This is a genomic window from Pandoraea soli, from assembly GCF_902459595.1.
Classification (GTDB): domain Bacteria; phylum Pseudomonadota; class Gammaproteobacteria; order Burkholderiales; family Burkholderiaceae; genus Pandoraea; species Pandoraea cepalis.
In genome coordinates this window covers 63,709-87,252 of sequence record NZ_CABPSG010000003.1, presented here as the reverse complement: position 1 = coordinate 87,252, position 23,544 = coordinate 63,709, and the positions used below count along the sequence as shown (strand labels likewise).

Sequence of the window (23,544 nt, the reverse complement as noted above, 5' to 3'; positions counted from 1 at the left end):
GCCATCGCGCATCATTCGATAGGTTTCCCTAGTCGTCCGAACGGCTCGACCAGAACACCTGATTCACCCCGGGCAGCGTTTCCAGGTGATCGGAGAGGGCATCGAGTTCACCAGCCTGCACGGCCGTGGGCAGCAGCAGCGCTTCGATCTCGACCTCCGCTTCGCCGAACGGGCGAATATCGAGCGCGCGCACGGGATAGTTCGACGCTTCGAGCCAGGCTTCCACCTTGTCGAGCACTTCTCGTTGCGTCGTACGGGCGCAGATGACGGACAGCGCGTAAGTTGCCTCCGACGTCGCCTCATTGATCGGGGCGCGGTTGATGCGGTTCACAACGGGACGCAGCAGCGTATTGGCCGCCAGCACGAAGCCCGCCACGACGACCGCCTCGACAATCAGACTCGCCCCCGCGGCGGCGCCCACGGCAGCCGAGCCCCATAACGTGGCGGCGGTGTTCAGGCCGCGCACCGAGGCGCCGTCTTTCATGATGGCGCCGGCCCCGAGGAAGCCGACCCCCGACACGACATAGGCAATCACGCGCGTATCGCCGGGCATGAGCCGCATCGACAAGTCGACGAACGCGGCGGCGCCCACGGCGACGAGCACATTGGTGCGCAGACCGGCCGTGCGTTGGCGGACCTGACGCTCCACGCCGATGATCGTGCCCAGAATGAACGCGACGAGCAGCGAGACGGCCGTGTTGAGCAGCGGCAGGAGGTGGAAATTCTGAATGCTTTGCAGTGCGTGCATGGAACCTCTCGAAGTGAGCCGGTCGGGAGATGGCAAGGCGCCGGCGGCCGAGGATCCGATCTGCCGGCTCAGCCCGAACGGGCGGGACACTACGCGTCGGTTGCGACAGGGGCGTGACACCGGCATCGGCGTGCGGTCGTCATGCCGCCTGCCGGGTCACGCGAAGGGATGCGATTACGACAGTTGCGGGGCGAGCAGGCGCCGGGCGGTGGCCTCGTCCACGTTGGCGCGTTCCATGAAGTCCTCGACCTGATCGGGGCCGATCTTGCCAACGCTGAAGTAAGTGCTGTCCGGATGCGACAGGTAGAAACCCGAGACGCTCGCGGCGGGCAGCATGGCGAGCGATTCCGTCACGCTCATGCCGACTTCATGGGCTTGCAGGTAGTGGAACATCGGTCCCTTGACCGAGTGCTCGGGGCAAGCCGGGTAGCCCGGGGCCGGGCGAATGCCGACGTACGCTTCCTTGATGAGGGCGTTGTTGTCGAGCTGCTCGCCGCTGGCGTAACCCCAGAACTCGCGCCGCACGCGCGCGTGCATGCACTCGGCGAACGCCTCGGCCAGTCGGTCGGCCAATGCCTTGAGCATGATCGCGCTGTAGTCGTCGTGCGTGGCGAGGAAGCCGGCTTCCTTGGCGTCGACGCCAAGACCGGCCGTGACCGCGAACACGCCGATGTAGTCGGCCACCCCGCTGTCCTTGGGGGCGATGAAGTCGGCCAGCGAGCGATTCGGGCGACGCACGCCGTCGACCACGGGCCGCTCGCTCTGCTGACGCAGGTTATGCCACGTGAAAGCGACTTCCGAGCGCGACTCGTCCGTATAGATTTCGATGTCGTCGTCGCCGACCACGTTGGCGGGCAGCATCGCGATCACGCCGTTGGCCGTCAGCCAGCGGCCCTTGATCATGCGATCCAGCATTTCCTTGCCGTCCGCGAAGACCCGTTGGGCGGACTCGCCGACGATCGCGTCGCTGAGAATCGCGGGGAAGGGGCCAGCCAGATCCCACGTCTGGAAGAACGGGCCCCAGTCGATGTAGTCCGCCAGTTCGGCCAGGTCGTAGTTCTTGAATACGCGGCGGCCAATGAACTTCGGCTTGGGTGGGACATACGTCGACCAATCGATCTTGAACTTGTTCTCCCGCGCCGTGGCGAGCGAGACCATCGGCGTGGCCTTGCGATTGGCGTGCTGCGTGCGTACGCGCTCGTAATCCTTCTTGATCTCTTCGAGATATCGTTCGGCGGCCTCGTCCGACAGCAGGTTCGAGGCGACCGACACCGAGCGCGACGCGTCCGGCACGTAAATCACGGGGCCGTCATAGTGCGGCGCGATCTTCACCGCCGTGTGCACGCGCGACGTCGTGGCGCCACCAATCATCAGCGGAATATTGCGCAGGCGGAAGTAATCGTCGCGCTGCATTTCCGAAGCGACGTAGGCCATTTCCTCGAGACTCGGCGTGATGAGGCCCGACAGGCCAACGATGTCGGCGCCTTCCTCCTTCGCCTTGGCGAGGATGTCGGCGCAGGGCACCATCACGCCCATGTTGACGACTTCGAAGTTGTTGCACTGGAGCACCACGGTCACGATGTTCTTGCCGATGTCGTGCACGTCGCCCTTGACCGTGGCCATCACGATCTTGCCCTTCGAACGAACGTCTTCCCCGGCGGCCGCCATGCGCGCCTTTTCCTCTTCGATGAACGGCACCAGGTGCGCGACGGCCTGCTTCATCACGCGCGCGCTCTTGACGACCTGCGGCAGGAACATCTTGCCTGCGCCGAACAGATCGCCCACGACGTTCATGCCGTCCATGAGCGGGCCCTCGATCACCTGGATCGGACGGCCGCCCGCGGCGTGGATCTTCTGGCGCACTTCTTCCGTGTCGTCGACGATGAACGTGGTGATGCCATGCACCAGCGCATGCGCGAGACGCGCTTCGACCGGCTGGTTGCGCCACTCCAGGTTCTCTTCGCGCCGTTGCGCGCCACCCTTGAAGCGCTCGGCAATTTCCAGCAGACGCTCGGTGCTGTCGTCGCGGCGGTTGAGCACCACGTCTTCGACGCGCTCGCGAAGTTCGGGATCGAGGTTCTCGTACACGCCGAGCTGACCGGCGTTGACGATGCCCATGTCCATGCCCGCCTGAATCGCGTGGTACAGGAACACGGTGTGAATTGCTTCTCGCACGAGGTCGTTGCCGCGGAACGAGAACGAGACATTCGATACGCCGCCGCTGATCTTCGCGCCAGGCAGGTGCGCCTTGATCCAGCGCGTGGCGTTGATGAAGTCGACTGCGTAGTTGTTGTGCTCTTCGATACCGGTGGCCACCGCGAAGATGTTCGGATCGAAGATGATGTCCTCGGGCGGGAAACCCGCTTCGTCGACGAGCACGCGATAGCTGCGCGCGCAGATCTCGGTCTTGCGCGCGTAGGTGTCGGCCTGCCCGTGTTCGTCGAAGGCCATGACCACGGCCGCGGCGCCGTAACGACGGATCCGCTTGGCGTGATGCACGAACGCTTCCTTGCCTTCCTTGAGCGAGATCGAGTTGACGATGGCCTTGCCCTGCACGCACTTGAGTCCCGCCTCGATCACTTCCCACTTCGACGAGTCGATCATGATCGGCACGCGCGCGATGTCCGGCTCGGAGGCGATCAGATTCATGAAGCGCACCATCGCGGCCTTGGAGTCGAGCATGGCCTCGTCCATGTTGATGTCGATGACCTGGGCGCCGTTCTCGACCTGCTGGCGGGCGACCGCGAGGGCTTCATCGAACTGGCCGTTCAGGATCATGCGCGCGAACGCTTTCGAACCCGTGACGTTGGTACGCTCGCCGACGTTGACGAAGAGCGTGCCCGCGCCGATGTTGAAGGGCTCGAGGCCGGACAGGCGCATCGGCTGCACTGGCTCGACAGATTCAACAGGCGTCAGGAAGGGCGTTTGGCTCATGGGGCAATCCGTTCAGTGGTTGGCGCGTCGGCCGTGCCTCGTGCGTGAGGGGCGAGGGCGGTGCGCCGGGCTTGCTGCAATCAGTCTTGTCTTCGTCGGGCGGACGGTGGCGACGCTCAGGCGTCGTCGCCGTCGTTGCCGTCCATGCGGTCGCTGCCGCCGGTGGGGCGATACTGCGTCGGCCAGCGGCGCGGCTTCACGTCAGCCAGCGCCTTCGCGATCTCCGCGATGTGTTCCGGCGTGGTGCCGCAGCACCCGCCCGCCAGATTCACCAGGCCCGCCTGCGCGAATTCCTTGAGCAGGCTCGACGTCACGTCGGGCGTCTCGTCGAAGCCGGTATCGCTCATCGGGTTGGGCAGGCCGGCGTTCGGATAGACCGACACGTACGTGTTGCAAAGCTTGGACAATTCGGCGATGTACGGACGCATGAGCGTCGCACCGAGCGCGCAGTTCAGGCCGAACGTGAGCGGGCGCGCGTGACGCAGCGAGTTCCAGAACGCTTCGACCGTCTGGCCCGACAGAATCCGCCCGGAGGCATCGGTGACGGTACCCGAGATCATGATCGGCAACACTTCGCCAGTGTCTTCGAACAGCTCGTCGATGGCAAAGAGCGCGGCCTTGGCGTTGAGCGTATCGAAGATCGTCTCGACGAGGAACAGATCGACGCCGCCTTCGAGCAACGCCTTGGCCTGCGCGTAGTAGGCGTCGCGCAGTTGATCGAAGTCGACGTTGCGCGCGCCCGGATCGTTCACGTCAGGGCTGATGCTCGCAGTCTTGGGCGTCGGGCCGATGGCGCCGGCGGCGAAGCGCGGCTTGTCGGGCGTGCTGAAGGCGTCGCAGGCCTCGCGCGCCAGGCGTGCCGACTCACGGTTCATCTCGTCGGCCAGATGCTCCATGTGATAGTCGCTCTGGGCGATCGTCGTCGCCCCGAACGTATTCGTCTCGAGGATATCTGCGCCTGCCGCAAGGTACTTGCGGTGAATCTCGCTGATGATGTCGGGGCGCGTGAGCGAGAGCAGCTCATTGTTGCCTTTGACGTCGTGCGCGAAGTCGGCGAAGCGCTCGCCACGGTACTGGGCTTCGCTCAGCTTGTACTGCTGGATCATCGTTCCCATGGCGCCGTCCAGAATCAGGATGCGCGATTCAAGCAGCGCGGGCAGCGCCTGACCCCGCGTGTAGCGCGGCTGCGAGGGGGCGTGAGCCGTGGTCGATGCGGTCCCCGTATGGGCGTTGGCGGCGGATGGGCTAGCGGTGGTCATGACGGACGTCGCCTTGGAGTGGCCGGAAAACCTATAATTGTAATGGTTTTCGCGCCCGCCGCCCGCGCGCCACCGCCTGCCGGGCGGCGCCGGCGGCGATTCGTGACGCGCGCGCAGCGCCGTCCTGACCCGCTTTCGCCAACGATATGGAATTCCTGCTCCCGAGCGCCGCTCACCAGTTTCTGCAAGCCAAGGCCAACGCCCTGTTCGTCGATTGCCGCAGCGAAATGGAATACTTGTTCGTGGGACACCCGGCCGGGGCGATCCACGTGGCGTGGAACGACGGCCCGGATTGGGAGATCAACCCGCATTTCGTCCAGAGCGTGCGTAAGCTCGCCGGCGCCGGAGGCGAGCGCCCCGTGCTGCTGATCTGCCGCAGCGGCAATCGGAGCACCGCGGCGGGCGAGGCGCTCGAGGCGGCCGGCTTCCGCAACGTGTATGCCGTGCTGCACGGCTTCGAGGGCGATCTGGACGGTACCCATCATCGCAATGCCGTGAACGGTTGGCGCTTTGAAGGGCTACCGTGGGAACAGTGCTGAAGGCGTGTCCGAGGCCGTCGGCACGCGGGATTCGCCGGTGAGGCATGACATGACGGTAAGCTTCGGCGCCATGAAAAAACCCTCGCCGTGGCGAGGGTTGGGTGTGGGTGGCGGCACCGCGTGCGGTGTTGGCGTCAGTGGAGCACGACCGGGTTCGTCATGAAGGTATCGAACTGGCCGAGGAATTCATCCACTTCGTCCTCGGAGGGCTCGCTGGCGATCAACTTCTGCACTTCTTCACGGAATTGCCGGGCAAGCGTGCCGTCGAGAAAAATCTCACGGCCAGCGGTTTTGTCCACGATTTCATAGCCACCGGCAGATAGCGCGTGATCGCCGTTATCCGCGGCAAACTCGACCACATAGTAGTTCGGGCTGTTGTAAATCATGAGCATGGCAACTCTCCTGGTGTTCCTGCATGGTCCTCAGTAACCCACATAGGGGCGACGCGGCGCGATTTCAAGAGGCAGTGCCCCATGATTCGCTTATCGGCACACCGGCTGACGAATTCAATGGTTTTGGCCCTCCTTGTCTAAGATCCCGCTACAGGTCCCGCAGCTTGCTGGTTCACACGTTAGAGGACGCCTCGAGCAAAAACGTTGCAAGGGCATTGGTTACGAACTGTTTCTGCTCGACGATCGACAGATGGGCGGCGTCGGGCACGATTTCCAGCCGGGCACCGGCGATGCCGCTGGCGATGCGTCGCGCGACGGCCGGCGGCGTGGAGGGATCGTTTTCCCCGACCAGCACCAGGGTCGGCGCGTCGATTTCCGACAGTTTGGCTCGCACGTCGAACGCGGCCAGCGCTTCGCAGGCGGCCGCGAAACCCTCCGGATGCGCCTTGGCCACCAGCGCGCGAACGCGTTCCGATGTCTCGGGGTGGCGCTTGCGGAAGCGCTCGCCCAGCCAGCGCTCGAGCGTGCCGTCGGCAAGCGCCTTCATGCCCTGTTCGCGGGCCTGCGTGGCGCGCTGGCGAAACACCTTCGCGTCGGCGTCGTCGTAACCGGCCGTGGTGTCGATCAACGTCAGGCTGGCGATGCGCTCGGGCGCGTCGAGCGCGACTTGTTGCGCGACGGCACCGCCCATCGAAATGCCGACGAAGTGCGTTCTCGGGATTTCCAACGAATTGAGCAGGGCGGTCGCGTCGGCGGCCAGTTGTTCGATGGTGTATGGGCCGGCGGGCACGTCGCTGCGGCCATGGCCGCGGCTATCGTATCGGAGCACCCGGAAATGGGCCGCGAGGTCGGGCACCAGATCGTCCCAGATCGTGAGATCCGCGCCCAGCGGATGCGCGAGGGTCACCCAGGGACCGTGGCCTTCCACCGCGTAATGAATCGATGCACCGTTGGCACTGACTTTCATGGTGAGCGGCCCCCAAATCTCGTCGATGCGTTGGCGAAGTGGCGTAGGTGCAGTGGGATGTTTCTGATTATGTCAGGAACCTTGGACTTCTGCTGGCGAACCGTAGTAGCAGGACAACACTGCGCCGCGCCGCGGTGCGACGTGCACATCGCTCGAAATTCTAACGAATGGGTGCGCGGGGTTTAGCGCCCCGGAGGGCCGTGCCGTGTCGTGCCGAGCCGGCTCAAGGCGACGATTTCTGGGTGAAGACCAGTTCGAATTCATTGCCCGACGGCTCGGTCTGCTTGACGCGCACCGGCATCCAGTCGAGCGATGGCGCGAGCCAGATGTCGACGCGTCGCTCGTCGCCCGCCTTACGCGGCAACCGCGTGAAGTGGCGGGTCTCGACATAGCCCTGCGGTGTGCGCAGGGTTTCCTGGCCAACGTACTGTACTGGCCAGACTTCGCTGCTGTCCGTGTCGACCACCGTGAACTCGTGCGTCACGCCGACCTGCGCGTAGCGTTCCGGATTGCCTCTCGCATAGCTTGCCAGCTGCATCATCACGCTGAATCGGTCTTGCGCGCCGGGCGCGAGCGGCATGGACTGGCCGGAGCGCGAGAAGTGCAGCATCGGCGTGCCATCGCGATGGAAGTCACTGACGTATTCGGCGCGACGACCGCGTTTTTCCACATAACGGGATGGCGCAATGCCGTTGACGTCAAAACCGCCCTCGCTGATGAATTCGAACGTGCCGAAGAAGATAATCGGCACCGCCACGCGCAGGCGGTAATGGCCGTTTGCGTTGACCCACTGCAACTCGCCGGTTTGATTGCGCACGCCGTTCATGTAAGCGTCGTAGGCCATCGAGGCAGACGGGGGCGGATCAAAGCGGTCGCCGTTGGCGGCGGCTGCCGTCAGCGCAGGGCCGGGCGGTGAGGTGGCTTGTGCGCTGCTGGCGGGCGCCCCGGGCGTGTCGCCTTCGCTTGCGACGGTCTGTGAAGCCGCCTGCGGTGCGGGTGTGTTCGCCGTGGCCGGTGCGGCAAGCGTATTGGGGGCGGCCCGCGGCGCGGGTGGGGCGAGCTTGCGGGGGCGCGGCTTGACGGCCGGCTTGGGTGTCGGCGGCGCGGGCGGCGCAGGTGGTTCGGGAGGCGCGACAGGTTTGAGCGGGATCAGCGTGACCGCAATGTCGGGAATCGGCGTGTCTTCCATCGACGACCGGTCGCTGGCGACCCACAATGCGATGAGCCCGTGGACGGCGAGCACGGCGACCATCACGCCGGCCCAGACGAATCCACGCGTGCGCCCACGTCCGCGCGGGCGAGCCGTCACCGACGGCATCGGGACCGCGGGGGGCGAGACGGCGTCTTGGGAATCGTTGGGGGCCGAGGGCACGTTGGACACTGCTTGGCGAAAGGAGCAATAAGGGCAATACGGATGATGCGGATGATGCAGCCGATTCCGACGTTTGGCGCGCAACGTCGCGAGCCTCCATCCACCTGAACGTCGCGAGCTCAGGATCTCACATTGCGATGCACTCGGTTCGACAGATCATGTCGGCGGCCGTTCAACGGGCGGCCGATGCCCTCAGGTAGAATCTTCGGCTTCACGCGCCATTCTATCGGGCCTCAGGTGGTCCGCAGACTCCATCCCATGAAACTCGCTACCCGCAAGGACGGCACCCGCGACGGCCAACTGATCGTCGTCTCGCGCGATCTGTCGAGCGCCTGCATTGCCGACGCCATCGCCCCCACGCTGCAACGCGTGCTCGACGACTGGACGTTCTACGCGCCCCAGCTCCAGACGCTCTACACCGAACTCAATCACCAGCGTGCGCGCAACGTCTTCGCGTTCGATCCGGCCGAGTGCATGGCACCGCTGCCGCGCGCTTACCAATGGGCCGACGGCTCGGCCTATGTGAACCACGTCGAGCTGGTGCGCCGCGCACGCGGGGCCGACATGCCGCCTGAATTCTGGACCGATCCGCTCATGTACCAGGGCGGCAGCGACGACTTCCTCGGACCGACGGACGACATCGTCTGCGCGTCCGAGGACTTCGGCATCGACTTCGAAGGCGAGGTCGCCGTGGTGACGTCGGACGTGCCGATGGGTGCCAGCCCGGCGCGCGCGCTCGAAGGCGTGCGCCTGTTGATGCTGGTCAACGACGTGAGCCTGCGCAACCTGATTCCCGCCGAGCTGGCCAAGGGGTTCGGCTTCTTCCAGAGCAAACCGGCAAGCAGTTTCTCGCCGGTGGCCGTCACACCCGACGAGCTGGGCGATGCCTGGCGCGCTGGCCGGGTGCATCGTCCGCTCACCGTGAAGTGGAACGACAAGAAGTTCGGCGCGCCGGAATGCGGCGAAGACATGGTGTTCGACTTCGGCCAGCTCGTGGCGCACGTGTGCAAGACGCGCAATGTGCGGGCGGGCACCATCGTGGGCTCGGGCACGATCTCGAACAAGGATCGCAGCCGCGGCAGCGCATGCATTGCCGAGAAGCGCATGCTGGAGACGATCGACAAGGGCGCGCCGGAGACCGAGTTCATGCGCTATGGCGATCGCGTGCGCATCGAAATGTTCGACGCCCAGGGCAAGTCGATCTTCGGCGCCATCGATCAGGCCGTCTCGCCGCTGGACGAATGACATCTCGTCGCCACCGCGGCGGAAAACGCCCGTGGGCCGTGACGATCGGGGTCCCGCGGACCGTTGCGACGCGTGCGGGGATCCGTCAATAGGGTGAACCCGGATATGGCGGGGAATTCCGGCTCCGCTATGCTTTGTCTCCTTGAGTCGGTTCGCACCCCTATCGGGTGGGCGAGCCGGCCCTAATTTTTGCCGGCGCGGCGCGAGGCATCTTTTCCGGGGTGCCCGCGCAAGAGAAAAAAGCGAGCGCGGGCCAGACCAGATCAGGAGACTTTCCATGAGAAACCCCGTGCGCACTGCCCTGCTGGGTGCGATGTTGCTGGCGTTGGCCGGCGGCGCTGCCGCTCAGGTCAAGATCGGCGTGAATATCTCGCTCACCGGGCCTGCCGCGTCACTTGGCATTCCCGAGCGCAACACGATCACCATGCTGCCGACCGAAATCGGTGGCCAGAAGGTCGAGTACATCATGCTCGACGACGCGTCGGACACCACGACCGCCGTTCAGAACACCAAGAAACTCATCTCCGAGAATCACGTCGACGCCATCATCGGGTCGTCGATCACGCCGAACACGCTCGCGATGATCGACGTGATCGCCAGCGGCACGACGCCCACGATTTCGCTGGCATCGTCGGCGCGCATCATCGAACCGGTCGACGCCAAGCGTTACTGGATGTTCAAGACGCCGCAGACCGACGCGCAGATGGCTTCGGCCATCGCCGAGCATGCGAGCCGTCATGGCGTGAAGACGATGGCGTTCATCGGTCAGGGGGATGCGCTGGGTGAAGCGTTCTACGAGGAAGTCGCCAAGTTCGCCGCTCTGCACAAGATCAAGATGGTCGCCAGCGAGCGCTTCGCCCGCACCGACCCGAGCGTGACGGGGCAGATCCTGAAGATCATGGCCGCGCATCCGGACGCCGTCGTCGTGGGCGCCGCCGGCACGCCTGCCGCGTTGCCGCCGAAGGCATTGGCCGAGCGCGGCTACAAGGGGCTCGTGTATCACAACCATGGCGTGGGCAATAACGACTTCCTGCGCGTGTGCGGCAAGGATTGCAACAACACGTACCTGCCGGCGAGCCCGGTACTCGTGGCGTCGCAACTGCCGAACGATCATCCGGCCAAGGCGGTGGCGCTCGACTACATCAAGAAGTACGAAGCCAAGTTCGGTGCCGGCACGGTGGCTGCCTTCGGCTCGTACGCATGGGACGCCGGCATTCTGCTCCAGCGCGCCATTCCGATCGCGCTGAAGACGGCCAAGCCGGGCACGCCGGAATTCCGCAAGGCGTTGCGCGACGCGCTCGAGACGAGCAAGAACATGCATGTGACGAATGGCGTGATCAACATGAGCCCGACCGATCACCTCGGCCTCGACCAGCGGGCCCGTGTGATGGTCGAAATCGAGAATGGCAAGTGGCAACTCGCGCCGTGAGTGCAGCGCGAAAGTTGTGAGTCCTGCCGATCTCGCATGACGGTGAGGCGGCCGATGCCGCGCGCATCCACGACAGATTGACCGTCGGTGGTATCGGCGTTGTCCGATGCCGCCGCCTCCCCATCCCCGCCTGCGCGGGGATATTTTTTTGGAGCGGTAAGCCATGTCGCAAGACCCGTATCAACACTATCAGTCGCTGCAATTCAAGCGGCATCCCAATGGCGTGCTCGAACTCATCATGGGCGCCGGCGCGAACAAGAGCGGCCTGTCGACGGCCGACCATCGCATGCACCAGGAACTGGCCGATGTGTGGCGCGATATCGATCGCGACACCGAGACGCGCGCGGTCGTCATTCGCGGCGAGGGCAAAGGGTTTTCCGGCGGTGGCGATCTGTCGCTCGTGGAAGCCATGGCCGACGATTTCGCCGTGCGCGCCCGCGTGTGGCGCGAAGCGCGCGATCTCGTCTACAACGTGATCAATTGCAGCAAACCGATCGTCTCCGCGATGCACGGCCCGGCCGTGGGGGCGGGGTTGGTCGCGGGCCTGCTCGCGGACATCTCGATTGCCGCGAAGACCGCGCGCATCATCGACGGCCATACGCGGCTTGGGGTCGCGGCAGGCGATCATGCCGCCATCGTCTGGCCGCTGCTGTGCGGCATGGCGAAGGCGAAGTACTACCTGCTGCTATGCGAGCCGGTCACGGGCGAAGAGGCTGAGCGCATCGGACTCGTGTCGCTCACCGTCGACGAGGCCGACCTGCTGCCGCGCGCGTTCGAAGTGGCCGACAAGCTGGCGCGCGGCTCGACCACGGCCATTCGCTGGACCAAGTACGCGCTCAACAACTGGTTGCGCAGCGCGGGGCCCTCGTTCGATGCGTCGCTCGCCCTCGAATTCATGGGCTTCGCGGGGCCGGACGTGCGCGAAGGCATTGCGTCGCTGCGCGAGCGTCGCGCGCCGGATTACAGCGGTGACGCCCCGTTCTGACACACCATTGGCGCACGCTCGGCGTATGATCGATACCCATACGCCTCCTGCGCATCGACGTGCGCGGGATGGCGTTCAGGATGTGCGCGACTTGCCGGGATTGCCCCGCAGGCCGTGCGTCCCCGACCGTGACTGGAGACTGTAATGAGCGATTCGACGAGTGCCATGCCCAACGGCTTCGACATTCTCAAGAAGATGTGGGAAGCGTTCAGCCCGCCCGCGACATTCACCTCGCCGCTCACGCAGTTGATGCAGAGCGCGGCGCCGTTGCTCGATCCCGACGAAATCGAGAATCGCATCGCCGAGATGCGTGCGGTGGAGCAGTGGCTCACGCTCAATCTGAACGTGCTGCGCTCGACGATCCAGGCCTTTGAAGTGCAACGGGCCACCTATGCCACGCTTCGCTCGTTCGGCACCGGCACCTTCGGCGCCGCGAGCGATGCGCAGGCGAATGCGTCGCCGTTCGGACAGGCGGGCGCGGCGAACTTCTGGCGCTCACCGTTTGCCGCCGAGGCGCCGGCGCAAGACGTCGAGCCGCAGGCGAGCGCGCCGGAACCCGAACCGGAGCCGGAACCGGAAGCCAAAGCGGCGGCCGCGGCCGAGGAAGCCCCGGCGGGCGGCGGCGACGCGCAGTCGCCGTTCGCGCAGGCGGCCAACGCTTATGGTGCGCTCGATCCGTCGCTTTGGTTCAACGCCATGCGCACGCAGTTCGACCAGATTGCCGCTGCCGCGCAGGCGGCCGGCGTGTCGGCGTCACAGATGACGGAAGCGGCGGCGCAAATGTCGGAGGCCGCTGCCAAGGCGACGCAGGGTGCGACGGCGAAACCTGCAAAACCCGCAAAGCCCACGAAATCGGCGGGGGCCGAGCCGACGCAGGCGTCTGGCCAGGCCACGGCAAAGGCCGGCACCGCCAAGCGGGCGGCGGGTACGAGCAAGGCGGCGGGCAAGACCGCTGCCAAGCGTGCGCCGGCCAGCAAGACGCCGCCGGCGAAGTCGGCCGCGGCAAAAACGTCTGCCAAGACGTCGGCGAAGGCCGCGCCCGCCGCAGGCAAGACGCCGGGTAAGCAGGCCGCCTGGAAGTGGTAGGGCGGTTGCACCAACGGCACATGCGGTAGACGCGACGACGGCTTCGGTCACGGCGATAGCGATAGCGACAACGGCAACCACAACGTTGACCTCGGCGGGAGGAGGCCCCCATGATTTCAGGCGAACGTACCGGCCTCGTCCTGATGGGCGGTGGAGCACGCGCGGGGTATCAGGTGGGCGTGCTGGCCGCGATCGCCGCGATCCAACGCGAGGTTCTGCCGTCGCGTCGCGCGATTCCGTTTCCCATTGTCTGTGGCACCTCGGCCGGCGCGATCAATGCGGCCGCGCTCGCGTCGCACGCCGACGATTTCCAGCATGGGGTCATGAAGCTGGACGCGGTGTGGCGTCAATTTCACGCCGGTCAGGTGTTCCGCGCGGACTCGCTGGGCATGGCGGGCACCGGGGCACGCTGGCTGGCGGCGCTTTCGCTGGGTTGGGCGCTGCGTCGCTCACCGCGCTCGCTGTTCGATTGGTCGCCGCTCGGCGACATGTTGCGCAGTGCGATCCGTCTCGATCGACTGCCCGACGTGTTCGCGTCGGGTGCGCTCGAGGCTTTGTCGGTGACGGCGCTTTCGTACTCGTCGGGCAAGCATGTCACCTTCTATCAGAGCGCGGAGCCGATTCAGGCCTGGAAGCGTTCGCTGCGCCTGGCGCGTGCGGTGCCGCTGAGCGTGCAGCACTTGCTGGCATCGAGTGCGATCCCGTTTCTTTTCCCCGCCGTCGAGCTCGATCTCGACGGGCAGCCCGAGTATTTCGGCGACGGATCGATGCGCCAGATTGCGCCGCTCAGTCCGCCGATCCATCTGGGCGCCACCCGCATCCTCATCATTGGCGCGGCGCACGGACAGTACGGACTCGACAGCAGCGGCGAGCGCATCGGCGGCTATCCCAGTCTGGCGCAGATCGGCGGGCAGGCGCTCGCGAGCGTGTTCATCGATGGCCTGTCGGCGGATCTGGAGCGTCTCCAGCACATCAACAACGTGCTGCGGCATGTGCCCGAGGCGCAACGCGAATCCAGCGGCTGGCGGCCCATCGAGACGCTTTTGATCTCGCCAAGCCAGCGCATTGAGCCGATTGCAGCGCGTCATCTGCAGCAGTTGCCGCGGGCGGTTCGTACGATTCTCGGAGCGATCGGGGCAGACGAAGCGCGCGGCGCGGCGTTTGCCAGCTACCTGCTGTTCGAGTCGTCTTACACGCAGGAACTCATCGCGCTGGGCGAGGCCGACGCCTACGCTCAGCGCGACGCGATTGCCGCATGGCTCGTGGCGGAAGCGGATGGCACCAGCCCGCTCAATCGCGTCGAGGCCGGCGCGGTCGGGGGCGGCGGATTGCCGGCGAATTCACCGCTATCGGCGGAGAGGCCCGCCGCCGTGGCGGATACTGGCAAGCCGGCCGCATGAGTTGTCGTCCTCACTGATCCTACCCCTATGTCGAAATCCACTGTTGCGTGTCCGTACCCGTCGACGTTCTGGCGCGATCCGGCGCTGCCGTTTCTCGAAGCGCGAGAGGTGCGCGATGGGCGTCGCGTCTGCTACGCGTTGCACAGCCATGAGACGTTTTCCATCGGCGCCGTGACGGGAGGGCGGAGTACCTATCGGAATGGCCGGGCACACGAGACGGTGGGCCGCGGCAGCGTTGTCGTGATGAACCCTGACGCGGTACATGCTTGCAATCCCATTGACGACGAGGCGTGGGCCTATCGGATGCTGTTCGTCGACACGGCGTGGTTGCGCGAAACGCAGCGGGAACTGGGTTTCGGGCATGGACAGGATTTGCATCTGTTCGACTCGATGTCCGCTGACGATCCGGTGTTGTACCAGGGGCTTAACCGGCTCTATGACGTTTGCACCGACGCGACGCGCGACCGGCTTGAGCGCGAGAGCGTGGTGCAGCAGTTTTTCATCGACGTGCACGAGCGGTTGAACCCTGCGCCGCAACCGATGCGGGACGACTCGCACAAGCTGCGCCGCGCCGCCGATTTCATCCGTGCGCACTGCACAGAGGCGCTGACGCTTGCGCAGATTTGCGCGGCGGCGGGCCTGTCGGCGTCTTATCTGACACGCGTCTTTCGAGAGCAATACGGACTCACGCCGCACGCCTTTCTCATGGACCAGCGGATTCAATATGCACGGCGCCGACTGCGTCGTGGACATGCCATTGCCGAGGTGGCGCTCGATGCGGGCTTCGCGGACCAGGCGCATTTCCAACGCGCCTTCAAACAACGCCTCGCCACGACGCCGGGGCATTACCGGGAGCCGCACGCCGCGTGATTCGACGCCGCGAAGGCGCATGTTTCCTTAGCCGGTCGCGACAAGATACACGGCACTTCCCGCCAACAGCGCCGCCATCGCGCAGTTCAGACGCCGCACGCGCCGCGCGTCGCGCATGCGATGACGCAACATCGCACCCGCGGCGGCCCAGCATCCCACCGAGCACCAGCAAACGACAAAGTAGATCGCCGCGAATTGCCAGATGCGCGCGGGATCACCTGCCGTGTACGCGCCCATTCCGGCCAGCGCCGCGAGCCAGGCTTTCGGATTGAGCCACTGCATGACGGCGCCTTTCGATATGGTCGGGCCACGCTGCGTGTCGGCGTCGTTCAACACGCCGTTATCGATTGCCAGTTTGTAGGCCATATAAAGCAGGAACGCCACGCCGAACCACTGAATCGCGTGCATCAGTACGGGCATCCGGTGCAGTAACTCGTGCACGCCGAAGCCGACCGCAACGAGCAACGCGACGAAGCCCACCGTCGCCCCGGTCACGTGACGCAGGCTCGGTCCGAGGCCATAGCGCGCGCCCGCGCCCAGCGCCACGACATTGACCGGACCCGGCGTGATCGAAGCGGCCAGCGCGAACGCCGCCATTGAATAGAAAAGTGTCATCGGATCCCTCGATACTGAAGAAAGCGGGTGAAGCGAGGTTCCGAATGTAGGCGGCGACGGACGCCGTGTATTGAAGAAAACTGCCCTTTGGCAAATGGCCGTGTGCCGACGTCTCAACGAAACAGTCGATGGCGTAGCCAACGCAATAAACGTCCAAAGATGGGGAGCTTGACGTAGATATCTTCAGTGGCGTCCCAATAGTCGCGCTGATAGGCCACGCGTCCGTCCACAGCGAGACGCAGGTGCGATGCGCCATGAATGACCTGTTCGTCGTCAAGCCACCGTTTGGTATGGAAATGCAGATTCCACACCAGCAGCGCCTGATTGTGTTGCAGCAGCGTGGCGGTAAATTCAATGCGCGGCACGTCGACACGCTCGAATAGGTGCGTGAGCAGCGTCGCCACTTCGGCGGCGCTGCGCACCTCGTGCATCGGCGTCTTGAGATAGACGTTGGGCGCGTAGAACTCGCCCAGATTCCCGACGCTTTGGCGGGTGAGGGTCTCGAAGTAGCGCGTCAGGCGCGTGAGCGCAGCCGCATGATCGATATCCATAGGCATGCTCGCGTGGGCGCCTGGACAGCGCGATTCGATGGACCCGTCCATGGCCGGGGCGGGGCCGGTCTCCGTCATCCCGGGCGCGCGGCGCCGGGATCGGCTTTCGGTCAATTATCAACGGCAACGCACGTTTGCACCGCGATGCTGCAGCGTGCGTGGCGCGGATGAGACACCCGTCGGCGTCGGCCGCCCCGGCGACCTATCGCGCGTCGCTGATCAATTCGGCGCGAAGGTCGGGGGCACTGGTGCGCGGATCCAGCCATATGGCGAAAAAAGCACGGCCGAAGGCGTCGCCCGCGATTTGGCCGATCAGTTTGCCGTCCGAGAAGAACCGTGTGCCGTCGCCGGGCAGGAAGACGCCGGTCAAATGTTGCCCGGCTGTCACGTCGGGCAGGATGCGCGCCAGTTCTTCCGCCCAGCGCTCCCGTTGCGCATCGGTGGCCACTTGCAGCTTGGTCATTTCGATCAGACTGCGCTGCACGAGCGTATGAGATTTGAAACTGCGCGCGTAGCGCAGATCGAGCACCAGCGGATGCGCACTCCAGTTCGCGCTGACGCGATCGGCGCCTGAGAAGAGTTCCGCGTCGTAGAGATGAAAACCCAGGCGCGTGAAGGAGCCGTGGCCGACCAGATGGGCGGTGGGAATTTCTTGCGACGCGAGTTGCCCGGCGTCGAACGCCAGGGCGCCGGGGGCCGTTGCCACCGTCGCCAGAAAGCAGACTGTGCGTAGCCATGCGGCAAGTGCGGGACGAGTGGGCATGCTCGGCTCCTTATCGGTCAAGGATCCAGTCGAGTCGGTAGGCCCGTTGGCGGCGCATGGCTCGTTCTGCCGATGCGCCGGCCGATACAACGTGTTGCGTATTTGCGACTGAGACCTTTCCTCAAAGCGCGGCGCGGAAAAAGGAAACGTCGGCGTCGGCAGGGATGGGGGCTGTCACCCGGTCGCACTTACGGAACGATTGATTTCAGCGTAGACCATCGGACGCCGCGCGCGCAGGCCCATGGCACAAGGGCAAACCCTGACGCGCTGCCGTGATGTCCGCATTCGCAGGCGTTGATGCTCAAGACGCCCAAGCGGCTGGCCGCGCGCCGGGCTGGCCGCCGAAGGTTCGTCGGAAAGCCTGTCGCGCATTGAGCATAGGCGCTTTGCGTGACAATTTGATGGGCGTCAACATTACGACGCATTACTGCCACGTGAGGGGCGACGTTGGCGGGATTAAACGGCTTTTATGTTATGATTCAAGAGTTTGGCCATATTTTAGTAGGCTCGCTCTAAGCCATATCGCCAGGATGCGGCCAGATTACAGGCGTTAATTCGTCGTCCTTCAGCGACGGCAGGGTTCAAGACGTGAAGTCGGACGGCGGGGGCCGCCCACGACACGCTCACCGTTTTGTCTGTCGAAATTCGGCGTAAACTTTCACAATACTATCTTGAGTCCTGGTGTAAGGTCTCGCGACCTTGGGGGTAATTGAAATGAACGAAATGCTGTATCCCGAACTGTACAAGTCGTTGGAGGCAGTGCGTTGGAACATGGAGAAGGACATTCCTTGGGACAAATTCGACGCAAGCCAACTCTCCGACGATCAGGCGCGCACCATCAAGATGAATGCCATCACGGAATGGGCGGCCCTGCCGGCCACCGAGATGTTCTTGCGCGACAACCGTGACGACAGCGACTTCTCCGCGTTCATGAGCGTTTGGTTCTTCGAAGAGCAGAAGCACTCGCTGGTGCTCATGGAATACCTGCGCCGCTTCCGCCCGGACCTCGTGCCGACCGAAGCCGAGCTGCACGCCGTGCGCTTCCCGTTCGACCCGGCCCCGCCGCTCGAGACATTGATGCTGCACTTCTGCGGCGAAATTCGCCTGAATCACTGGTATCGCCGTGCGGCCGAATGGCACACCGAGCCGGTCATCAAGGCCATCTACGAAATCATCTCGCGCGACGAAGCGCGTCATGGCGGCGCTTATCTGCGCTACATGAAGAAGGCACTGACGAGCTTCGGCGATAACGCGCGCGCCGCGTTCGCGAAGATCGGCGTGCTGATGGCGTCGGCGCGTCGCACCGAAAAGCCGCTGCACCCGACCAACCTACACGTGAACAAGGACCTGTTCCCGAACGACACGGTGCAGTCGCGCTTGCCGGAACCGGAGTGGCTTGAACACTGGCTCGACGAGCAAATCAAGTTCGACGACAGCTGGGAGAAGAAGGTTGTCGAGCGTATTCTGCACAACATGTCGCTGCTGTTCGAGCACACGTTCGCGACGGCGCAGGACTTGAACCGTTACCGCAAGGAAATCACCAGCCGTCTGGCGGCGGTGGCCGCACCGGCCGTTGCGACGGCATCGTAATCGCGCGTTCGGCGCCGACGGTATCGACAGGAAAGGGGCTTCGGCCCCTTTTTTGTTGCCTCATACGCGGCGTGGGACAATAGCGTACCTATTTCGAACGATCGTCATGTCTGCTTCCCAAGTCATTCCTCCGGCCGATTTCGAGGCCAAGATTCTCTCGCGCGAGGCGCTCGCCGCATTGGCGCCGACGTTGCCGCGCCCGCGGGTGTTCACCAACGGCGTGTTCGACATCTTGCATCGCGGTCACGTGACCTATCTCGCGCAGGCGCGCGCGTTGGGGGCGTGCCTCATCGTCGGGGTGAACAGCGACGCCTCGGTGCGCACGCTCGGCAAAGGCGACGACCGGCCAATCAATAACGAAAACGACCGCGCCGCACTGCTGGCGGCGTTGCAAAGCGTCGACTATGTCGTGACGTTCGGCGAATCGACGCCCGAGGCGCTGATTGCCGCCGTGCGTCCCGACATTCTCGTCAAAGGCGGCGACTACGACATGGACACGCTGCCGGAGTCCGCGCTCGTGCGTGGCTGGGGCGGCAAGGCGTTGGCCATTCCGTTCGAACATCAACGCTCGACGACGTCGCTGCTCAAGAAGGTGCGCGCCCAATCATGAATCTGGCCCCGCTCGTTGAAGTCACGCGCGGCGCGATGGGCGTCGATACCGTCGAGTGCGTGCATTACGGCGCCGTAGCCGTGGTCGACGCGCAAGGGCGCTTGCGATACGCCGCAGGCGACCCGTCGTTTCTGACGTTTTCTCGCTCCACGCTCAAGCCCTTTCAGGCGCTGCCGTTCGTCGAGGGCGACGGCGTCGCGCATTTCGGTCTGACGCAGCCAGAGCTGGCGCTACTGTGCGCGAGCCACTCCGGTGAGGCGTTTCATGTCGACGGTGTGAAAAGCCTACTGAGCAAGGCGGGTTGCGACGCGCATCATTTGCAGTGCGGCTGTCACATGCCGACGTTTTACTCCGCCACCGGAAAACGTGCCCCGGCGGATCTGAAGCCGACGTCGCTGCATCACAACTGTTCGGGCAAGCATGCAGGCTTTCTCGCGTATTGCGCGCAGCACGGCTTGCCGCTCGATACCTACCTGGATCCGGCGCATCCGCTGCAACAGGCGATTCGCGCACGCGTCGGCGATGTCGTCGGCGTGAAGGGAGAGACGCTGGCGTTGGGCATCGATGGATGTTCCGCGCCGAACTACGCGTTGCCGCTCGACAGGCTCGCTGCGGCTTACGCCCGGCTCGCCGCGAGCGACGACGCGGCACTCTCGACCTTGTTCGCCGCCATGACGCAGCAGCCGGAGATGGTGTCCGGCACGGCGCGCAACGATCTGGCGTTCATGCGCATGGCGCCCGGGGACTGGGTGGCCAAGATCGGCGCAGATGGCGTGCAGACGATCGGCGTGCGCTCTGCAGGCCTTGGCATTGCCATCAAGGTTGTCGACGGCAATATGCGCGCGCTCTATACCGCAGCGGTGGCCGTGCTCAAGGCCCTCGGGCTGGTCGAGTCGCCCGAGGCGACCGGACTGGCGCCATGGGTGTCGCCGATCGTCAAGAACGCGCGGGGCATCCCCACCGGGATTGCGCGGCCTGTCGTGTCGTTGAAGCGCGTCGGCTGAGCCGGGCTCAGGCCGGCTCGATTACCCCGGCGCGCTACCGGCCGGGGTGGGGCAAGCGCGCACCCACTGCGCAGTCCACTGCTGTGTCACGACGCCGCGAATCTGGGCGGCCGTGTTCGCGTTGATGCCGACAATCCGGTAGACGATCCGGCTCTTTGCATTGGGCCTTTCGCTCAGTTGCGGCGTGATGCCTCGCTTCTGCGCGGCGGTCATCAAGCGCACCGCACGCTCCTTGTCGTTGAACAGTCCGAGCGAGACGACGAGCGTCGAGCCTTCGCCGTTGAGCAGAAAATACTCCGTTACCCCTGCTGCACGCAATTGCGCAACCTGTTTATCGGCGGCGGCTTTGTTGGGCACCGGGTCGAGATGTACCCAGTACCGCTTGTCGAGCGCCACCGATTGAATGTCACCTTGCCCCGAAGGCAACGCGGCGAGCAAAAGGCCGCGCGCTTGCTGCGCGTCGCTGGCGGCGAACGGGCCGACGTCCAGGCAAATGGATGCGACCTTCGCGGCGACGACCTGCGAAGCCGCCGCATCGCTCGATACTGCCTTCGATGTCTCGGCGGCGACGACCTGGCTTGCGGCCGTCGTCGTCAATGCCGACACGGACGTTCCGGGGCTGGAAGACCCTGCCGATGCAGCGGTCGCCCCTGAAGCGCCGGCCGACGTCGCCGCTCGTGAGGCTTGCGATTCGTGTCTCCCGCCCGACGCACCGACAGGGAGGGCGGCGGCGGGGGACTGACCGCTGATCGCTGCTCCGGTCAAGCGGATGCGCTCTGGTTCGAGTTGCCTTTCGACCCGCGCCGGTTCGCGGCCGGTGGCAGGCAGCATATCGTGCCATTTCAGCCAGCCGAACTGCACAGCGGCGAGTGCTGCATTCGCCGCGAGAAACATGACAAGCAACAGCGCACGCAACATCTCAAGCACCCCCGGGGGATGGATCGGCATCTTGCGATGGGGATGCCGAAATATCGGTCATGTGGGGGGCGGATGTCGCGCTCGCCGCTGCGCCGCACTCGGCAGCCCGAAGCGCCACCTCGTATAAGCCGGCCGGTACCAGTTGGTCGTGTTCGGTAACGGGCAAGGTCAGGGTGTGCGCAAGCGCCTGGCGTGCGCCGCCCGCGAGCACGCAACGCACGGGTGCGCCGAGTTGTGCCTGCAATTGTGCGTGACTGCGCTCGACCAGGCCGGCTTGCGCCGCGGCGCATCCGCGCAGGATGGCATCGGTCGTGCTGCATGCGAATGCCTGTCCGCCGGTTGGCATGGTCGCGTCGAGCGTCGGCAATTGTGCGGTGCCGTGGGCCAGCGACTGGAGCATCAGTGCGGGCCCCGGGGCGATCAGCCCGCCGAGATAATCGCCGTCGGCACGCAAGGCTTCCACGGTGGTGGCCGTGCCCAACGTGACGATCAGCAGATGTTCGCCCGGCCACGCGGCGTGCGCGCCGATCAGGCTGGCCCAACGGTCGCTGCCGAGCTGTGTGGGGACTTGATAACCATTGCGCACCCCCGCTCGCGATTCGCTGGCGCGCAAGACCTGCAGCCAATCGGCCGATGGCAGGCCCCAAAGCGTTTGCAGTGTCATGCGCACGGCTTGTTCCGCGGGATCGCCCGCCACATTGGCAAGCCAGACACCCGCGGGTGCAGGGCAGACGAAGCCTTCGTCCTGTCCGCCCTGGCCGGTGGCGAGCGGTGCCATGTTCGGCGCGAAGTGAGCCGCTCCCGAGCCCGAGACCCGCGCGGCCCAGCCAGCGCGTATTTGCGTGGCGAGCGTGCGCCATTCGGCGTGATCGACCGCACCGCTGGCAAGAAAGGATGGCGCCGCTGCGCGCCAACCCTCTGGGCGCACGGCGGGCGCGAGCGCCCATTTGATCCGGCTGTTGCCGGCATCGACGAGCAGCCACGGTGCCCCGTCAGCGCTGCTTGCGCCCTGTGTGTCAAGGCTGCCGCGCGAGGCATTCGCAAGGCGGGTGTCTGCCGCCGTTGCCGCAGACTTCGCAGTGTCTGCCGACCGTTGTGGCGGTGTCTGTCGCGCGGCGCTCATCCACGGCCCCCTTGGGCGTCACGCGCGCCGGACGCATCGAGCAATCGCACGGAGACTTCTCCGCTGGCAATCGTGCGCTCGCCGTCAGGGGTCGCGACGCGCAGGCGGCCTTGCGAATCGACACCGAGCGCCACGCCTTGCAACAGATCGCGACCATTTTCGATGACGCGAATCGACGCCCCGCCATAGGCGTGCATGGCTTCCCAGTCGTCGCGAAATACACCGAAACGATGTTCGGCAAAGCGATTCAGCATGGTGGCGAGACGCTGGACCAATGCGATCAACACCGTCGACATATCCGGATCGACCAGCACCGATTCGAGTGCCGCCGGCGGCGTGGCCGGCAGGGCGGCCGGTGAGGTTGTGCCCCCGTCGGATGGCGTGGCGTTATCGATGCGGGTGGCGACGTCCGCAGCGCGCCGAAGATTGACCCCGATGCCGATCACGACGCCAATGCGGCCCGGTCCGGCCGGGAGCGTCTCGATCAGGATGCCCGCGAGCTTGCCGCCGCGCAGCAGCACATCGTTGGGCCATTTGAGGCCGAGCGCGTGTGGTGCCGACAGCGGCAGATCCGAGAGTCCTTCCACCACCGCGACGCCCGTCGCGAGCGACAACCCGGCCAGTTCGGCCGGTCCGCCCGGCATCACATAGGCGAGCGAAAACGTCAGGCTGTCGCCCGGCACGCTCTGCCATGCGCGGCCGCGTTGTCCGCGTCCGCCCGTCTGGCACATCGCAGCGCGAAGCGTGGGTGCGCACGACGCGTTCTGGCGAAGGCAGGCCAGCAGATCGAGGTTCGTGGAGCCAGTGGTCTCGACCACGTCGATCTGCCAGTTGCGGCAAGTGGCGGCCAGCGTCGAGCGAATTCGGTCGCCATCGAGCTGGCGGGATGCGGTGTCGCGCGACGGCTCGCCACCCGCGTCGGCGGGGCGTTCAGACGAATCCGCCGTCATAGGGGCGAGCGTGGCGTTCGGCGAGGAGGGCGCGGCTTTATTCATGGCTGCTATTGTAGCGGCGAGCCTGGCGCCGCGCCGGTCTGCACTGCCGTCGCCCCCGCTTTTCGGTATTGTCCGAGGACCCAATCGGCCAGAGCCAGCGCGTTTTCAGCCTGCGCCGGGTTGCCATCGACCGGTCACCCCTGTACCGT

Annotated in this window: 21 protein-coding genes and 1 pseudogene; 10 read left to right on the top strand and 12 right to left on the bottom strand. The window is 65.2% G+C overall.

What is annotated here, in order from left to right:
• Positions 1–28: 28 nt before the first annotated feature.
• The 3 genes from PSO31014_RS06895 to PSO31014_RS06885 all read right to left on the bottom strand — a co-directional run bounded on the left by PSO31014_RS06895 (position 29) and on the right by PSO31014_RS06885 (position 4,941).
• Entirely contained in the window at positions 29–739 is a 711-nt protein-coding gene (locus PSO31014_RS06895) for an MgtC/SapB family protein (protein WP_150551216.1), read from the bottom strand.
• A gap of 183 nt (positions 740–922) precedes the next feature.
• A complete protein-coding gene (metH, locus tag PSO31014_RS06890; RefSeq protein ID WP_150550929.1) occupies positions 923–3,682 on the bottom strand; it encodes a methionine synthase in 2,760 nt (919 codons plus the stop codon).
• A gap of 116 nt (positions 3,683–3,798) precedes the next feature.
• Complete coding sequence (locus PSO31014_RS06885) at positions 3,799–4,941, bottom strand: homocysteine S-methyltransferase family protein (RefSeq protein ID WP_150550928.1); 1,143 nt, start codon at positions 4,939–4,941, stop codon at positions 3,799–3,801.
• Positions 4,942–5,087: 146 nt separating this feature from the next.
• Here PSO31014_RS06885 and PSO31014_RS06880 point away from each other — a divergent pair, with 146 nt between their 5' ends.
• The gene (locus tag PSO31014_RS06880; protein WP_017231999.1) at positions 5,088–5,480 is read left to right on the top strand and encodes a rhodanese-like domain-containing protein; all 393 of its coding nucleotides are present in this window, start codon (positions 5,088–5,090) and stop codon (positions 5,478–5,480) included.
• Positions 5,481–5,614: 134 nt separating this feature from the next.
• On the opposite strand, the gene PSO31014_RS06875 is transcribed toward PSO31014_RS06880, so the two are convergent.
• From PSO31014_RS06875 to PSO31014_RS06865, 3 genes are all read right to left on the bottom strand, one after another.
• Positions 5,615–5,872: a BTH_I0359 family protein gene (locus PSO31014_RS06875; protein WP_017232000.1), complete on the bottom strand. Its 258-nt coding sequence runs from the start codon at positions 5,870–5,872 to the stop codon at positions 5,615–5,617.
• A 172-nt stretch (positions 5,873–6,044) separates the two neighbouring features.
• Positions 6,045–6,839: a 3-oxoadipate enol-lactonase gene (gene pcaD, locus PSO31014_RS06870; RefSeq protein ID WP_150550927.1), complete on the bottom strand. Its 795-nt coding sequence runs from the start codon at positions 6,837–6,839 to the stop codon at positions 6,045–6,047.
• A gap of 223 nt (positions 6,840–7,062) precedes the next feature.
• Positions 7,063–8,148, bottom strand: coding sequence for a DUF3108 domain-containing protein (locus tag PSO31014_RS06865; protein WP_174976429.1), 1,086 nt, complete (start codon positions 8,146–8,148; stop codon positions 7,063–7,065).
• Between the two features lie 321 nt (positions 8,149–8,469).
• Here PSO31014_RS06865 and PSO31014_RS06860 point away from each other — a divergent pair, with 321 nt between their 5' ends.
• The 6 genes from PSO31014_RS06860 to PSO31014_RS06835 all read left to right on the top strand — a co-directional run bounded on the left by PSO31014_RS06860 (position 8,470) and on the right by PSO31014_RS06835 (position 15,226).
• The gene (locus PSO31014_RS06860) at positions 8,470–9,456 is read left to right on the top strand and encodes a fumarylacetoacetate hydrolase family protein (RefSeq protein ID WP_150550925.1); all 987 of its coding nucleotides are present in this window, start codon (positions 8,470–8,472) and stop codon (positions 9,454–9,456) included.
• Between the two features lie 277 nt (positions 9,457–9,733).
• Complete coding sequence (locus tag PSO31014_RS06855) at positions 9,734–10,885, top strand: ABC transporter substrate-binding protein (protein ID WP_150550924.1); 1,152 nt, start codon at positions 9,734–9,736, stop codon at positions 10,883–10,885.
• Positions 10,886–11,048: 163 nt separating this feature from the next.
• Positions 11,049–11,870: an enoyl-CoA hydratase/isomerase family protein gene (locus PSO31014_RS06850; protein ID WP_150550923.1), complete on the top strand. Its 822-nt coding sequence runs from the start codon at positions 11,049–11,051 to the stop codon at positions 11,868–11,870.
• Between the two features lie 144 nt (positions 11,871–12,014).
• Complete coding sequence (locus PSO31014_RS06845; RefSeq protein ID WP_150550922.1) at positions 12,015–12,956, top strand: PhaM family polyhydroxyalkanoate granule multifunctional regulatory protein; 942 nt, start codon at positions 12,015–12,017, stop codon at positions 12,954–12,956.
• 110 nt (positions 12,957–13,066) lie between these two features.
• Positions 13,067–14,356, top strand: a complete 1,290-nt coding sequence (locus PSO31014_RS06840; RefSeq protein ID WP_150550921.1) for a patatin-like phospholipase family protein — start codon at positions 13,067–13,069, stop codon at positions 14,354–14,356.
• 27 nt (positions 14,357–14,383) lie between these two features.
• Positions 14,384–15,226: an AraC family transcriptional regulator gene (locus PSO31014_RS06835; protein WP_150550920.1), complete on the top strand. Its 843-nt coding sequence runs from the start codon at positions 14,384–14,386 to the stop codon at positions 15,224–15,226.
• A 27-nt stretch (positions 15,227–15,253) separates the two neighbouring features.
• Here PSO31014_RS06835 and PSO31014_RS06830 read toward each other — a convergent pair whose 3' ends face one another.
• The 3 genes from PSO31014_RS06830 to PSO31014_RS06820 form a co-directional block, all read right to left on the bottom strand.
• Entirely contained in the window at positions 15,254–15,841 is a 588-nt protein-coding gene (locus PSO31014_RS06830; protein WP_150550919.1) for a LysE family translocator, read from the bottom strand.
• Positions 15,842–15,954: 113 nt separating this feature from the next.
• Positions 15,955–16,392: a nuclear transport factor 2 family protein gene (locus tag PSO31014_RS06825; protein ID WP_174976428.1), complete on the bottom strand. Its 438-nt coding sequence runs from the start codon at positions 16,390–16,392 to the stop codon at positions 15,955–15,957.
• 202 nt (positions 16,393–16,594) lie between these two features.
• The gene (locus PSO31014_RS06820) at positions 16,595–17,155 is read right to left on the bottom strand and encodes a chalcone isomerase family protein (RefSeq protein WP_150550917.1); all 561 of its coding nucleotides are present in this window, start codon (positions 17,153–17,155) and stop codon (positions 16,595–16,597) included.
• Between the two features lie 723 nt (positions 17,156–17,878).
• Between PSO31014_RS06820 and PSO31014_RS06815 the strand changes: the two genes are divergently transcribed.
• From PSO31014_RS06815 to PSO31014_RS06805, 3 genes are all read left to right on the top strand, one after another.
• A complete protein-coding gene (locus PSO31014_RS06815; RefSeq protein WP_026131919.1) occupies positions 17,879–18,745 on the top strand; it encodes a ferritin family protein in 867 nt (288 codons plus the stop codon).
• A 106-nt stretch (positions 18,746–18,851) separates the two neighbouring features.
• Complete coding sequence (gene rfaE2, locus PSO31014_RS06810) at positions 18,852–19,355, top strand: D-glycero-beta-D-manno-heptose 1-phosphate adenylyltransferase (protein WP_150550916.1); 504 nt, start codon at positions 18,852–18,854, stop codon at positions 19,353–19,355.
• Positions 19,352–20,359, top strand: coding sequence for an asparaginase (locus tag PSO31014_RS06805; RefSeq protein WP_150550915.1), 1,008 nt, complete (start codon positions 19,352–19,354; stop codon positions 20,357–20,359). The genes rfaE2 and PSO31014_RS06805 overlap by 4 nt, the downstream gene beginning before the upstream one ends.
• A 21-nt stretch (positions 20,360–20,380) precedes the next feature.
• On the opposite strand, the gene PSO31014_RS06800 is transcribed toward PSO31014_RS06805, so the two are convergent.
• The 3 genes and pseudogenes from PSO31014_RS06800 to PSO31014_RS06790 form a co-directional block, all read right to left on the bottom strand.
• Positions 20,381–21,307, bottom strand: coding sequence for an SPOR domain-containing protein (locus tag PSO31014_RS06800; RefSeq protein ID WP_150550914.1), 927 nt, complete (start codon positions 21,305–21,307; stop codon positions 20,381–20,383).
• A 58-nt stretch (positions 21,308–21,365) separates the two neighbouring features.
• A pseudogene (locus PSO31014_RS06795) lies at positions 21,366–22,400 on the bottom strand (type III pantothenate kinase); the annotation flags it as partial.
• On the bottom strand, positions 22,397–23,395 hold the full coding sequence (locus PSO31014_RS06790) for a biotin--[acetyl-CoA-carboxylase] ligase (protein ID WP_150550912.1): 999 nt from the start codon (positions 23,393–23,395) through the stop codon (positions 22,397–22,399). The pseudogene PSO31014_RS06795 and the gene PSO31014_RS06790, both read right to left, overlap by 4 nt.
• Positions 23,396–23,544 lie beyond the last annotated feature (149 nt).

Coding starts and splice junctions, on each gene's coding strand:
- metH (WP_150550929.1), bottom strand. CDS start 3,682: ATGAGCCAAACGCCCTTCCTGACGCCTGTTGAATCTGTCGAGCCAGTG.
- PSO31014_RS06825 (WP_174976428.1), bottom strand. CDS start 16,392: ATGGATATCGATCATGCGGCTGCGCTCACGCGCCTGACGCGCTACTTC.
- pcaD (WP_150550927.1), bottom strand. CDS start 6,839: ATGAAAGTCAGTGCCAACGGTGCATCGATTCATTACGCGGTGGAAGGC.
- PSO31014_RS06860 (WP_150550925.1), top strand. CDS start 8,470: ATGAAACTCGCTACCCGCAAGGACGGCACCCGCGACGGCCAACTGATC.
- PSO31014_RS06790 (WP_150550912.1), bottom strand. CDS start 23,395: ATGAATAAAGCCGCGCCCTCCTCGCCGAACGCCACGCTCGCCCCTATG.
- PSO31014_RS06805 (WP_150550915.1), top strand. CDS start 19,352: ATGAATCTGGCCCCGCTCGTTGAAGTCACGCGCGGCGCGATGGGCGTC.
- PSO31014_RS06855 (WP_150550924.1), top strand. CDS start 9,734: ATGAGAAACCCCGTGCGCACTGCCCTGCTGGGTGCGATGTTGCTGGCG.
- PSO31014_RS06845 (WP_150550922.1), top strand. CDS start 12,015: ATGAGCGATTCGACGAGTGCCATGCCCAACGGCTTCGACATTCTCAAG.
- PSO31014_RS06875 (WP_017232000.1), bottom strand. CDS start 5,872: ATGCTCATGATTTACAACAGCCCGAACTACTATGTGGTCGAGTTTGCC.
- PSO31014_RS06835 (WP_150550920.1), top strand. CDS start 14,384: ATGTCGAAATCCACTGTTGCGTGTCCGTACCCGTCGACGTTCTGGCGC.
- PSO31014_RS06840 (WP_150550921.1), top strand. CDS start 13,067: ATGATTTCAGGCGAACGTACCGGCCTCGTCCTGATGGGCGGTGGAGCA.
- PSO31014_RS06820 (WP_150550917.1), bottom strand. CDS start 17,155: ATGCCCACTCGTCCCGCACTTGCCGCATGGCTACGCACAGTCTGCTTT.
- rfaE2 (WP_150550916.1), top strand. CDS start 18,852: ATGTCTGCTTCCCAAGTCATTCCTCCGGCCGATTTCGAGGCCAAGATT.
- PSO31014_RS06885 (WP_150550928.1), bottom strand. CDS start 4,941: ATGACCACCGCTAGCCCATCCGCCGCCAACGCCCATACGGGGACCGCA.
- PSO31014_RS06800 (WP_150550914.1), bottom strand. CDS start 21,307: ATGCCGATCCATCCCCCGGGGGTGCTTGAGATGTTGCGTGCGCTGTTG.
- PSO31014_RS06815 (WP_026131919.1), top strand. CDS start 17,879: ATGCTGTATCCCGAACTGTACAAGTCGTTGGAGGCAGTGCGTTGGAAC.
- PSO31014_RS06830 (WP_150550919.1), bottom strand. CDS start 15,841: ATGACACTTTTCTATTCAATGGCGGCGTTCGCGCTGGCCGCTTCGATC.
- PSO31014_RS06850 (WP_150550923.1), top strand. CDS start 11,049: ATGTCGCAAGACCCGTATCAACACTATCAGTCGCTGCAATTCAAGCGG.
- PSO31014_RS06880 (WP_017231999.1), top strand. CDS start 5,088: ATGGAATTCCTGCTCCCGAGCGCCGCTCACCAGTTTCTGCAAGCCAAG.